Source organism: Pseudomonas mohnii (assembly GCF_900105115.1).
GTDB lineage: Bacteria > Pseudomonadota > Gammaproteobacteria > Pseudomonadales > Pseudomonadaceae > Aquipseudomonas > Aquipseudomonas mohnii.
In genome coordinates this window covers 4,486,665-4,499,298 of the sequence record NZ_FNRV01000001.1, presented here as the reverse complement: position 1 = coordinate 4,499,298, position 12,634 = coordinate 4,486,665, and the positions used below count along the sequence as shown (strand labels likewise).

The 12,634-nt window shown below is 60.3% G+C and carries 11 protein-coding genes and 1 pseudogene; 3 read left to right on the top strand and 9 right to left on the bottom strand.

What is annotated here, in order from left to right; translation table 11 throughout:
- Nucleotides 1–82 precede the first annotated feature (82 nt).
- From BLV61_RS20905 to BLV61_RS20890, 4 genes are all read right to left on the bottom strand, one after another.
- Nucleotides 83–2,509 (bottom strand): TonB-dependent siderophore receptor, encoded by a 2,427-nt coding sequence (locus BLV61_RS20905; RefSeq protein ID WP_090467218.1) that lies wholly within the window; start codon nucleotides 2,507–2,509, stop codon nucleotides 83–85.
- Between the two features lie 147 nt (nucleotides 2,510–2,656).
- Nucleotides 2,657–3,646, bottom strand: a complete 990-nt coding sequence (locus BLV61_RS20900; RefSeq protein ID WP_090467216.1) for a FecR family protein — start codon at nucleotides 3,644–3,646, stop codon at nucleotides 2,657–2,659.
- Entirely contained in the window at nucleotides 3,643–4,215 is a 573-nt protein-coding gene (locus BLV61_RS20895; RefSeq protein ID WP_090467215.1) for an RNA polymerase sigma factor, read from the bottom strand. The genes BLV61_RS20900 and BLV61_RS20895 overlap by 4 nt, the downstream gene beginning before the upstream one ends.
- Before the next feature lie 287 nt (nucleotides 4,216–4,502).
- Entirely contained in the window at nucleotides 4,503–4,913 is a 411-nt protein-coding gene (locus tag BLV61_RS20890; RefSeq protein WP_047537880.1) for an HPF/RaiA family ribosome-associated protein, read from the bottom strand.
- A 734-nt stretch (nucleotides 4,914–5,647) separates the two neighbouring features.
- Here BLV61_RS20890 and BLV61_RS20885 point away from each other — a divergent pair.
- The gene (locus BLV61_RS20885) at nucleotides 5,648–5,965 is read left to right on the top strand and encodes a DUF3509 domain-containing protein (protein WP_047537876.1); all 318 of its coding nucleotides are present in this window, start codon (nucleotides 5,648–5,650) and stop codon (nucleotides 5,963–5,965) included.
- Here the strand turns inward: BLV61_RS20885 and BLV61_RS20880 are convergent.
- On the bottom strand, nucleotides 5,962–6,462 hold the full coding sequence (locus tag BLV61_RS20880; protein ID WP_047537873.1) for a phosphate-starvation-inducible protein PsiE: 501 nt from the start codon (nucleotides 6,460–6,462) through the stop codon (nucleotides 5,962–5,964). The genes BLV61_RS20885 and BLV61_RS20880 overlap by 4 nt on opposite strands.
- 281 nt (nucleotides 6,463–6,743) lie before the next feature.
- Between BLV61_RS20880 and BLV61_RS20875 the strand changes: the two are divergent.
- Nucleotides 6,744–6,983, top strand: a pseudogene (locus BLV61_RS20875) (YebG family protein); the annotation flags it as partial.
- Nucleotides 6,984–7,168: 185 nt separating this feature from the next.
- Here BLV61_RS20875 and BLV61_RS20870 read toward each other — a convergent pair.
- Nucleotides 7,169–8,188 (bottom strand): Glu/Leu/Phe/Val dehydrogenase family protein, encoded by a 1,020-nt coding sequence (locus BLV61_RS20870; protein WP_090467210.1) that lies wholly within the window; start codon nucleotides 8,186–8,188, stop codon nucleotides 7,169–7,171.
- 183 nt (nucleotides 8,189–8,371) lie between these two features.
- Here BLV61_RS20870 and BLV61_RS20865 point away from each other — a divergent pair, with 183 nt between their 5' ends.
- Nucleotides 8,372–9,175, top strand: coding sequence for a SirB1 family protein (locus BLV61_RS20865; protein WP_047537864.1), 804 nt, complete (start codon nucleotides 8,372–8,374; stop codon nucleotides 9,173–9,175).
- A gap of 57 nt (nucleotides 9,176–9,232) precedes the next feature.
- On the opposite strand, the gene maiA is transcribed toward BLV61_RS20865, so the two are convergent.
- The 3 genes from maiA to hmgA are packed head-to-tail and all read right to left on the bottom strand — an operon-like array spanning nucleotide 9,233 to nucleotide 12,493.
- On the bottom strand, nucleotides 9,233–9,868 hold the full coding sequence (gene maiA, locus BLV61_RS20860; RefSeq protein ID WP_090467207.1) for a maleylacetoacetate isomerase: 636 nt from the start codon (nucleotides 9,866–9,868) through the stop codon (nucleotides 9,233–9,235).
- Between the two features lie 12 nt (nucleotides 9,869–9,880).
- Entirely contained in the window at nucleotides 9,881–11,185 is a 1,305-nt protein-coding gene (fahA, locus tag BLV61_RS20855; protein WP_090467205.1) for a fumarylacetoacetase, read from the bottom strand.
- Nucleotides 11,186–11,188: 3 nt separating this feature from the next.
- The gene (gene hmgA / locus BLV61_RS20850) at nucleotides 11,189–12,493 is read right to left on the bottom strand and encodes a homogentisate 1,2-dioxygenase (RefSeq protein WP_090467203.1); all 1,305 of its coding nucleotides are present in this window, start codon (nucleotides 12,491–12,493) and stop codon (nucleotides 11,189–11,191) included.
- Nucleotides 12,494–12,634: the final 141 nt, after the last annotated feature.

The window sequence follows — 12,634 nt, the reverse complement described above, 5'->3', positions numbered from 1 at the left end:
CGAGCAGGCTCGCTCCCACAGGGGAATGCATTCCAATTGTGGGAGCGCGCCTGCTCGCGATCAACGATGACGCGGCCTTGCGTTAGAACTCCAACGTACTCGACAACGTCACCTGCCGCGAATCACCCATCGACACAAAGAACCGGCTCGCCGCCGAGGTGTAGTAAGTGCGGTCAAACAGGTTCTTCACGTTGAGCTGGAACTTGACCTTTTGCCCATCAAGCTGCGTGTCGTAGGTGGCGAATGCGTCGGCAACGGTGTAGCCCGGCAGCTCGAAATCATTCACCGCGTTGCCCTCCCGCTCCCCGACATAACGCGCCCCCGCGCCGACCCGCAGTTGATCGCCACCGATGACATTGCCGAAGTCGTACACCGCCGACAGCGAACCGCTGTTCCTGGCCACGTTTTGCAGTTGATTGCCCTTGTAGTCCGGGTCCTCGGTCACTTCGGCATCGGTGTAGGCGTAACTGCCGATCAGGCTCCAGCGGTCACTCAGTTGACCGCTTAGATCCAGTTCAAGGCCGCGGGAACGCACTTCGCCGGCCGCACTGTAGATCGTGACCGGTCCTTCGGAGTTGGCCACCAACACGTTGCGTTTCTTGATATCGAACAGGGCGATGTTGCCCGTGACCCGCCCCGGCATATCAAGCTTGGCACCGATCTCCCAGGACTTGGCTTGTTCCGGTGCAATGCTGCCATCGAGCACGGTACTGCTGCCGCTCAGGGGGGCGATGGTCGAGTTGGGTTTGAAGGATTCGGTGTAGCTGCCGTAGAACGACAGCTCATCGGTGTAGCGATAGACGAGGCCGGCGCGCGGCACCCATTTCTGGCCGTTGTTGTCGGTGTTGGCCTTGAACGGCACGCCTTTGCCGGCGTACTGGTCGTACGCCTGAAAACGCCCGCCCGCTACAAAAATCCACTGGTCGGTGAGGTGAATCGAGTCCTGCACAAACACCGAATCGCTGCGCAGCAAATCGGTCTGGGCGCTGTCCGCCGGGCTGACTGTGGTGCCCTGGACTTCACGGCCGTAGACCGGGTTGAGGTAGCTGAACGTGCTCAGGCTTTTCTGGCGGATCAGGTCGGCGCGGTAGATCTTGCGGTACTCGTCATCGATCCCGAACACCAAGTCATGCTGCATGCCCGCGACATTGACCTTGCCTTCAAGGCTGGCCGTGGCGAACCGGTCGGTGCTGATCGCATTCTGCGTGCCGTCCATGCTGCGGGTCAGGGTGCCTTTGCCGGTGTCGATGGCGGTGACACGGACTTGGCTGGCGTCGTAGGTTTCGCGGTTCCAGCTGTAGCCTAAGTGGGCGTTCCAGTTGTCGTTGAGTTCGTGATCGGCCTCGAAGTGATAGAGATCCGAACGCCCTTCCATGTCGTTGAACGGCTCGTCGAGGCGCTCATTGCGAGAGATGTCCAAGGGGTGGTTAGTGCGCGGATCGATCACGGTGCCACGGTCGAACGGGGTGAGGAATTCGCGATGCTCATAGGCGAAGAGCAGCTTGGTGCGCTCGCCGAACCAGGCCAGCGACGGCGCCACCAGAGTCTCGCGATGTACACCGTAGTTGCGCCAGTAATCTTCGTCTTCGTGGTCCAGCACCATGCGATAGGCCAGCCCGGAGGTGCCCAGGGCGCCGGTGCTGTCGAAGCTGCCGCCACTGCCGTTTTTTCCTTCACCGTAAGTCGAGCCGCGCAGGGTCAGGGCGTTGTACTGCTCAAGTTCTGGCTTTTTGCTGACCATGTTCACCACACCGCCCGGGTCCTGAATCCCGTAGAGCAACGAAGCCGGCCCCTTGAGCACTTCAACCCGGTCCACCGTGGCGTTCATGCCTCGGCCCTGCACCAGGGGCATGCCGTCGCGCATGATCGAGCCGTTGCGGTTGTCGCCGAAGCCGCGGGTCATGACTGAATCCTGAGTGCTGCCCAGCGTATTGCCCTGGGTAATACCGCTGACGTTGGCCAGCGCGTCATCCAGATTACGCGGTGCCTGATCGCGAATGACCTGGGCCGCCACCACGTTGATGGTCTGCGGGATCTCCTGAATCGGCGCCGAACTGCGCATGATCGAACTGGTGGGCGGCGGCTGGTAGCTGGTGGATTGATCCATCACCGAAGTGATGGTGGTCGCCCCGAGGTTCAAGGCGCCTTCGGTGGGCTGCGGTTCCAGTGCGATGGTGTGATCGTCGGTGCGACGGAAGGTGAAGCCTGAACCGCTGAGTAAACGCTGCAGCGCCTGTTCGGCACTCATCTGGCCGTTGATGGCCGGCGCGTTGAGGCCGTAGGGCGCTTCATCGGTGTAGATCACACTGATGCCAGTGACGCGGCTGAAGTCGCTCAGGGCCTGGGGCAGCGGTTTGGCGGCCATCGAAAAACTGAAGGGCGCGCGTTGCGGGGCACGGGTGTCTGCAGCCATTGCTACACTCAGCGGCAACAACGCCAACGCCGAAAAGCTCAACGCAGCAACACCCAGCCATTGTTTGACCGAACCCGATTTTGCCCTGGACTTCATGACTCGTGACCTGTGTAGAACCGCAATGGATGCGAATGAATCGCAGTTTCAGTCACTACACGAATGGCGTTCGGATTTACCTCAGCACAAAGTTGAAAATAATTTAATCGAGGGTGATTGGCAGACCAGCGATGGCTGCCATAAGGGTCAACGCAAAATAATCAAATGCCCCAGAAGCTGGTGTTGCTCAAACCCCAGTACTGCCTGCAACGAACTCAGCACCGACTGCGGGTCCTTGCTCGGGAAGCTGCCACTGACCCGACGTTTCGCCAGTTCATCGTTGAGCAACACAATCCGTCCCGGGTAATAGCGCTCCAGGTCCTGGACCACATCGGCCAGTGTCGCTTTGTAGTAATTGAGCCACCCCTGGCGCCACGCCAACTGCGCTTCGCTGTCCACCGCGTGGAGTTTTTCCGCCAGGCCTTTGCCATATGCCACTTGCTGACCGGCCGTCAGGACCTGCTGCCCGGCGCTCCTGTCCGCCGTCACGCCAACCCGCCCGGACAACACCGTGACCTTCGCCCCATGGGGTTGCAGGCGCACCTCGAACTGCGTGCCCAACACTTGGGCGCGGCCCTTTTCGGCCTCCACCACAAACGGCTCGCCGGTGTGGGTCACGTTGAAAAAACCGGCCCCTCGTCGCACCTGCACATGCCGCTCGCCACGACTGAAATCCACGGCGATGGCGCTGTCGGTATCGAGGGTGACTTGCGACTGATCGGCCAGGGTGACGGTGCGGATTTCCCCCGGTGCCGACACATAATCGGCCCCCAGGTCATCGACCCAGCGCGAGAGCTGCCAACCCGTACCGAGGCTGATCATCAACAGCAGGCATGCCGCCATGGCCAACGCCCCGGACCAACGCACAACGCTGCGGCGGCGCGAGCGGTTCATGGCGTCGAGATAACCTTGCAGGGCCGATGCATCCTCATCCGCCATCGTCCGCGCCGGCACTTCGCTCAATTCCCAGACAACCTGAGCACGGGCATAGGCCTCGGCATGGGCCGGGTCGGCCTGCAACCACTGGCTGAACGTCGCCTGATCACCGCTGCTGGGCTGGTCGTGCAGCAGACTCAGCCAGGCCAATGCCGCCTGTTCCTGTGCTGGCGTCGGGATGACGGGTTCAATGGTATTCACTTCGCTTTCCCTGGCGTGCGAGGTTCGGGTTCCCGCAGGCTGGCCTTGCAGGCCTCGAGCGCGCGCATCATGTGTTTTTCCACGGCACTTTGGGACAGTCCCATGGCCTTGGCGATCTCGGCATATTTGCGGCCATGGATACGATTGAGCAGAAAGATCTGCCGCGTGCGTTCGGGCAATGCGCGCAACGCCGCCTCGACATGACGCAGATCGTTGCCCGCCTCCAGTGCCGCTTGCGGTTCGCTGCCCACGCCATCCGCCGGTTCGACCATCAGACCTTCGCTGGCCCGCACCCGTGTGCCTTCACTGCGCAAATGATCGATGGCGATGTTTCCCGCGCAACGCAACAGGTAGGTGCCGAGCTCTTCGACCTGCACCAGCGGCCGTCGCCAGAAACGCAGGAACAAGTCCTGAACCAGGTCCGCCGCCGTCGCCCGGCAGCCGACGCGACGACTGACCAGCGCTTCCATTTGCGAACGTTGCGAGAGGAATACCTGAAGAAAATGTGCACGATCGCCGTGCAGGCCATCGCGTTGGATTTCGCGGGGTTCGGGTGGACGAGTGATCATCGATTCAGTACTGCGCCAATGCGGTAATCAGCCTGGCCAGCAGCACCGCACGGAGCATCAACGGTAAAACGAGGGGACGTGCCGAGGGTGCCTTTCATGTCGCGACCTGTAAACCGATGAAGCCGCGTGAACATCACGGGCCAACAAGGCCGCCAATACTAATGATAAATATTCTCATGCGCAAAAAATAATAGGTGAAACAGCGTTCCAAAGCCCACGACGCTGAAAACAAAACGGGCCTGCAATGCAGGCCCGTTCGAGTGGGTGGTTTAAAAGTGAATCAGGTTTCAGCCGTTTTGCGCAGCCTGCTCGTTTTCAAGAAATTCTTCTTCCAGCAGCACGTCGGCGTTAGCCTCGCGCTCGAACGGCACCACAGTGGCTCGTGGTTTGCCGCGCAATTTGCCGAACAGGTGTTCCAGTGCGTGCTCGAGTTTCTCGGCAGCTCCATCGATCGCCAGTTCCAGGCTGGCGGCTTTATGGGTAACGGAAATCGGTTGGTGGCCCTTTGGCCGCGCTTCCAGTTGGCAGCGTAGATCGTGGGGACCAGGCTTGTCGCCGTTCTCGTCCCGCAGGTGAACCTCCACTCGGGTCAGGTCCTCCTCATAACGTTCGAGCGTGCTCTCAATGGTAGTACGTACCCACTCCTCCAGTCGGATGCTGCTTTGAATATGGTTATCGCTGTTGACTTGGATTTGCATAGTTCATCCCTTATTTCAGCTAGCTCGCGAGAGGCCGGTCAGCTAAGCCCTTGGGCGTCATCACCGTGACCTCTTGATTTACACAATCGGTCTGTACGCTGAACAATTCAACCCCTAAAAAAAGATAAATTTTTAATCGCAAAAAAAGCCGGACAACCGGCAAAAGCGCTGTTAAGGTCGGGAGTTGAGTCGCCCTGCTCCTCTGTCACAAATCCTCACATTTGCTGGTCCGCAGCGGATACTGGCCGCAAAGAATCCCCGCGTCCTCCTCCAGCGCCCACGCTGGCAATCGCCCCACATCCGTGCCTTCGAGGCCGGTAGCACTCAGATAGAACTCCAATACCCCAGACTCGTAACGGTCGTGCCGGGCGGTTTGACGGTGAACCGGGTGGAGGGCTGATCGCTTTGGAGGCACGCCCAGGTTTATTGCCCTCAAATGGGCAGGCGGGCACACATGAGCAGCAGATATCCCTGTAGGCCCCGGCTTGCAGGTGAAGGCGATTCATCCGGCGACACCTGCGCCTGAAGGGGTTACCTGGCGCGTATTCGCTGTAGAGCCCCTCGGCTTTTCCACAGCCATGATTGTCCGACAATCTTTCCGGCATGCCCCTTGCTACATCCTTGTTGCAAGCATTGATGGCGATTTGGCCATGAAGGCCGATGGTCCGGTGTTGCGAACTAATCCCGATATCGACCGGTCAACAACTGCACGTTCAATCAGGCGGTGACGCATCATGGACAACCCTTTCCAGCTCATTACCGATGCTTTTGCAGCGGATTATCAGATCAACCTGAGCATTCAGGGTCTCGATGGCTGCATCATGCTGACCCTGTCCAATAGCGGCCATATCGTGGCCAAACGCATGATCAGTGCTGACCAGCGCAACGACCCCGAGCGCCTCAAACGCCTGGTACAAAGCATTCAGTTCGGCATTGCCATCGAACAGGGCCACAGCGCCGTGGCCATTCTCGAAGCCATGACCGATGGCGACACGCGCAACCTGCCGCCGCCACCTGCCAAAGGCCGGCCTCGACCCGCCATGGGGTTTTAAAGCTCGCCCTTCTCCACTTCCGGATGTTCACTGGAGCCCGCGCCTGTCTTGCGGTGCGGGTTTTCAATTTTCACCGATGGGAACTGCGACGAAGCGTAACGCACCACCAGAATCGAAAACGCCAGCAGCAGAATCCCGCCACACAGGTAGATGATCCCGATGTCGGGCGGGTTGTGGTGCGAGACATTGGAAATCAGCAACCGTGTCAGCGCCGTGATCGCCACGTAGATCAGGAAACGCACCGGCATGTGGTTGGTCTTGAAGTAAATCCCGACCATCGCCCCCAGCTCCAGATAGATGAACAGCAGCAAGATGTCATCGATCTTGATGTGCCCCTGTTCGATCATTCCCAGAAATTCCATCACCGCTGCCCACGCGGTCACCGCACCAATGGCGAACAGCGCCAGATAGTGAAAGGTTTCGACGAACAGGTTGCCCAGGGACTCGGCCAGTTCATGCACGTTCTGCCGCAGGTTTTCTGCCCAGTTGATTTTCACGATGATGCTTCCTTAGGTCGGCTCGACCGGATAATGCGGGTTGGACATGACGATTGATCTGCATGCAGAAACAAGGCCACGCCATGATGGCGGGGCGCTCTGGAACGCGCTCCGTGACGTTTGGTCGCACCCACCTGTCATCGACGAGCCTGACAAACCCTGTTTTCGGTCTAGATTAAAAAGCCACTACCCAAACCCTGGGGTTTCGCTTATCCTTTTCGCTGTATATAGATACAGTAGTCGAATCAGACAACCAAATGTGAAGGCATGTGAGGTGGTGAATGGCCGTCGAAGTGGTATACCGCAGCAGCCGAGATCTGGAGCGCTTGTTCATGGATAAAGCCGAAGCTGACCGTCATGACAAAATGCTCGAACTGGCCGAGTTGTTGGCAGAAGTGTTGCAAAAAGCCGTTCCGTCCCTGACCGAGCAGCAAGTGGAAGAAGCCGGGATCTACATGGCGAAGAACCGCGATGTGTTCGCCAAGGCGTTCAAGAGCCAGCCGGATGCGTTGTCCGAATTGCTCAGCGCACCTGTCGAAGTCGCGGAACCGGTTGAAGTGGCGACGCCCGTCGAGGAGCCAGTGGCCGAGCCGATCGCTCCGGCGAAGCCAGCCAGGGCCGCCAAAGCAGCAAAGTAAGCAACGCCCGAATTGAACAGGCCCTGAGTCCGATGGAGTCAGGGCCTTTTTCATGCCGGGAAATCCATTCAGCGATACAAGACTTTCTCCGCCAATTCATCCGCCACCCGGGCCGGCGAACGCTTTTCCGCCTGGGCATGGGCGAAAACTTCCGTCAGGCGCGAGCTGATTTTCGACAGGTGGGCCGTGATGGTCGACAACTCTTCGCCACGGTGTTTGAGCGAGACGTAGATCAAGCCGCCGGCATTGATCACATAATCCGGTGCATACAGAATGCCCCGCCGCTCCAACTGATCGGCGACATCAAGATGAGTCAGCTGATTATTCGCCGAACCGGCCACTGCCGAGCAGCGCAGCTGCGTCACGCTGTGACTGCTGAGCACGCCGCCCAGGCCGCAGGGAGCAAGTATGTCGCAAGGGGTGCTGAGCAATGCATCGTTGGCGATCGGGTGTGCACCGAGTTGCTCCATGGCCAGTTGCACCTTGCCGTGGTCGATGTCGCTGACCAGCAGCTCGGCACCCGCGGCGTGCAGTTGTTCTGCCAGCGCAAACCCGACATTGCCCAGGCCTTGAATCGCCACGCGTAAACCTTCGAGATTGTCGCTGCCCAGTCGCGCCATCGCGGTGCTGCGAATGCCGGTAAAAACACCCATCGCCGCATGGGGCGCAGGGTCGCCCGCCGAGGTGGTACTGGTGACATGTTGGGTCTGCTGGGCGATGCAATCCATGTCCGCTACCGACGTGCCGCTGTCGATGGCAGTGATGTAGCGGCCGTCGAGCTGCTCGATGCAGCGCCCGAAGGACTCGAACAGCGCCGCACGGTTGGCCACATGGACCGGCCGAATGATCACCGCCACGCCACCGCCCTGGGCCAGGCCGGCCAACGCGGCCTTGTAGCTCATGCCTTGGGCCAGGCGCACCGCATCCTCGATCGCAGATTCGTCGTTGGGGTAGGCAAGGTAACGACAACCACCCAGGGCGGGCCCCAGTCGGCTGTTATGAATGGCAATGACCGCCTTCAACCCGGTGACCGGGTCGACGCTCAGATGCAGCGATTCAAGGCGAGTGCTTTGCATGAGAGCGAACATCGTAAGGCTCCCGAATCACTTCTTGTAGTCGCCAGTATAGGCTTGCGCCCAAAAATTGCAGAAGCGCACCGGAATAAGCGCAGCCTTGATGCAAGCATTCGGAAATAACCTGAATCAGCCTCTGCATGACACTGGACGAATGCTGGCGACGGGGCTAAAACGAGGCATTGCCCGGAGATTCTGATGACACCGCGCCAATCGTTTTTTGCCTGTCTGCAACGTTCACCGCCCGCGCTGTTCGAGGCAGCGCTATGGATTGCGGCCGAACATGACAACGAGGTCAATCCCGAGGCGTTGCTAAAGGAATTCCATGAGTTGCAACAGCGCGCGAGTTCCGGCTTGCCGATGCTGCCGGTCAACGAGCTGGCGCAACCCTTGTTACGCCGCATGAATGACCTGGGTTTCGCCCAGGACGACTTCAGCCCATTGCGCCCACAGGTGGCCTTGCTCAACAAGGTGCTGGAGTTGCGTCGCGGGCAACCGCTTTCCCTGGGGCTGATTGCCCTGGAGCTGGCCAGGGGCCTGGAAATCCCCTTGGTCGGGGTTAACTTTCCAGGGCATTTCCTGCTGCGCGTACCGGGGGCCGATCACTTGCTCGATCCGTGCGGCGGCCGCCGGCTATACCCCAACGATTGTCGGGAATTACTGCAACGCCAGTACGGCCCGAACATGAAACTCAGCGCCGAACACTTGGTTACCGCCGATCCCGTGCAGATGCTGCAGCGCCTGTCGCGCAACCTGCGTCAACTGCACCTTTCCCACGACGATTACATCGGCGCCTTGATCGACGCCGAACGCGTGCTGGAACTGGGCAATGGCAATGCCGCCGACTATCTGGCCCGGGCCAGTCTCTACCAACGGCTGGACTGCCCGAACGCCGAGCGCTTCGACCTTGAGCATGCGCTGTTGCTCAGCGACGACCCGATCCAGCGAATTCGCCTCACTGAACGGCTGGGGCATTTGCCGCCCAATTCCGTCGTGCATTGATCGCAATCCCCTGTGGGAGCGGGCTTGCCCGCTCCCACAGGGGATTTGTGCCGGGATTCAAGGCGTATCTGGCTGATTCGCCGGATGCGCCTCGATGAATGCTGGATGAGTCGCCGCCAGCGCCGCCACACGACGGATGCGCGGATAAGCTTCAAGTGCAATATTGAAGCGCTCGGCCGCATACAGCTGCGGGATCAGGTAGACGTCGGCCAGACCTGGCTCAGGCCCGAAGCAGTAATCTTCGTCGCCGATCAATTGCTCCACAGTCGCCAGCCCCTGGCTGATCCAGTGCCCGATCCACTCCATCACCTGCGGCTCGTCGTGTCCCAACTGGCGCAGCCTGTTGAGCACGCTGACGTTGTGCAATGGATGCACATCGCAGCCGATCACCCCCGCCACGCCACGTTCACGGGCGCGGGCCGCGAGGTCTTTCGACAGCAGCGGCGCCTGTGGATAACGCTCTTCCAGGTACTCGATGATCGCCGGTGACTGGATCAGCAACTCGCCTTCATCGGTGCGCAAGGCCGGCACGCGGCCCTGCGGGTTGATCGCCAGATACGCCGGCTGGCGGTGCTCGCCACCCGGCGGCGCGATCAGGTTGACCGGCAGTGCCTGGTAATCCAGGCCTTTGAGCGCCAATGCGATGCGCACCCGATAGGACGAGGTCGAACGGTAATAGGTGTAGAGCTGCATGACCCGTTCCCCTTAGCGTGCCGGCAACACTTTGCCACGGCATTCGCCGAAACCGATGGACGCAAAACCTTCACGGCTGCAACGGCCACGCAGGATGATTTCATCACCGTCCTCAAGGAATTTGCGCACTTCGCCCGACGCCAGTTCGATCGGCTTTTTACCGCCCTCGGTGATTTCCAGCAGGCTGCCGAACTGACCATTTTCCGGCCCGGACAGGGTGCCCGATCCGAACAGGTCGCCGGCCTGCAACTGGCAGCCGTTGACGCTGTGGTGCGCGACCATTTGCGCCACGGTCCAGTACATGTGTTTTGTGTTGCTGAGGGTCAGGCGATGGGCAGGCAGGTTCTGCTCGCGCATGGCTTCGGTCAGCAGCAGCACTTCCAGTTCGATGTCGAAGCCGCCAGCCGCCTGGTCACGCTTGTCGAACAGGTATGGCAGCGGCTGTGGATCGCCTTCCGGTCGCGCAGGCTGGGCACGACGGAACGGCTCCAGCGCTTCGGCCGTGACGACCCACGGCGAGATGCTGGTGATAAAACTTTTCGACAGGAAAGGCCCCAGCGGCTGGTATTCCCAGGCCTGGATATCCCGTGCCGACCAGTCGTTGAGCAGGCAGAAACCAGCAATGTGATCGGCGGCGTCACCAATGGCGATGGCGTCGCCCATCTCGTTGCCCTGGCCGATCCAGATGCCCAGTTCCAGTTCGTAGTCCAGGCGCGCGCACGGACCGAAAGTCGGTTCGCTCTGACCGGCCGGCAAGGTCTGGCCTTTCGGGCGACGGACGCCAGTGCCGGAGGGGCGAATGGTCGAGGCGCGGCCGTGGTAGCCGATCGGTACGTACTTGTAGTTCGGCAGCAACGGGTTGTCCGGGCGGAACAGTTTGCCGACGTTCTGCGCGTGTTCGATACCGACGTAGAAGTCGGTGTAGTCGTTGATTTTCGCCGGCAGGTGCATCACGCAATCCGCCGCCAGCGGCAGGAGTTTTGCGCCTTGGGCTTCGATCTTGCCACGCAGGCTGCTGCCTTCTTCGAGCAACTCGATCAAACGCTGACGCAAGGCCACGCGGGCTTCACGACCGAGTTCGAAGAACGCATTCAACTGACCGCCAAGGGTGGCTTCGACGGCGGCTTTTGCTGCGCCATCGAACAGGCCGGCAGCGAGTGCGGCCTCCAGGTCGACAATATGCTCACCGATGGCCACGCCACTGCGCGGCGCCGAACCTTTCACGCTGAACACGCCCAGCGGCAGGTTTTGCAGCGGGAAATCCGTATGACCGTTGGCGGAAGCAACCCAACTGCGAGGGAAGGAAGTCTGCGTCATGGGTTATCTCCGTGTCGGGTCGAAAGTGGCGGGCAGTGTGGCCCAGCAGGCATCGTAGTTGGTTTGCAGTTGCGGGCAATCGAGGGCGAACCGGCTCGGGCGCAGCACCTGGCTGGTCTCGAACATAAAGGCCATGGTGTTGTCGATTTTCACCGGCTTGAGGTCAGCATTGATGGCTTTGGTACAGGTTTCGCCATCCGGGCCGTGGGCGCTCATGCAGCTGTGCAAGGACGCACCGCCAGGCACGAAGCCTTCAGCCTTGGCGTCGTATTCGCCTTTGATCAGGCCCATGAATTCGTTCATCAGATTGCGGTGGAACCACGGTGGACGGAAAGTGTTTTCGGCCACCATCCAGCGTGGCGGGAAGATCACGAAGTCGAGATTGGCCAGGCCGTGGACGCTGGTCGGCGAGGTCAACACGGTGAAAATCGACGGGTCCGGATGATCGAAGCTGACGGTGCCGATGGTGTTGAACCGCCGCAGGTCATATTTGTACGGCACGTTATTGCCGTGCCAGGCGACCACGTTCAGCGGCGAATGATCGAGCTCGCAGCCCCACAGCTGACCGAGGAATTTCTGCACCAGCGTGGTTGGCTGCTTGAGGTTTTCGTAATGGGCCACCGGGGTCAGGAAGTCCCGCGGGTTGGCCAGGCCATTGCTGCCGATCGGCCCCAGATCCGGCAGGCGAAGCGGCGCACCATGGTTCTCGGCGACGTAGCCGCGGGCTTGCGGGTCAAGCAATTCGATGCGGAATTTCAAGCCGCGCGGCAGCACGGCGATTTCCAGCGGCTCCAGTTCCAGCACGCCCAGTTCAGTGGCGATGCGCAGACGGCCCTGCTCCGGGACCAGCAGCCATTCGCCGTCGGCGTTGAAGAACACACGCTCCATGGAGCGGTTGGCGCGGTAGCTGTAGATGCTGATCCCGGCCGGGTTTTCGGCGCCGGAGTTGGCCGCCATGCTCACCAGCCCGTCAATGAAGTCGGTCGGTTCAGCGGGAATATCTAGTGGGTTCCAGCGCAGTCGATTGGGGGTCACTTCACCCAGTGGACCACCGGCCAGTTGCCGCTCGAGTTTGACGAATGCCGGGTGATTGGCCGATGGCTGGATGCGGTACATCCATGTACGCCGGGCCTCGCTGCGGACCATGGTGAACGCGGTGCCGGAGAACAGCTCGGTATAGAGGCCGTACGGGGCTTTTTGCGGAGCGTTCTGGCCAACCGGCAGCGCACCGGGCAGTGCCTCACTGCTGAATTCGTTGCCGAAGCCTGACTGGTAAACCAGCGCTGGCGCCGTTGAATCGAGGTTCATGGAGCCTCCTGAACAGGGAGTGGGCAGTGGCCTGTCACTCCGTTGCAGAGGTCTGGGCACGCCGGGGTTATTTTTATCGTAATTCAATTACGCATAACGTAATTTGATTGGTATTGACCGTCAAGCTATAAAGACGCCCAT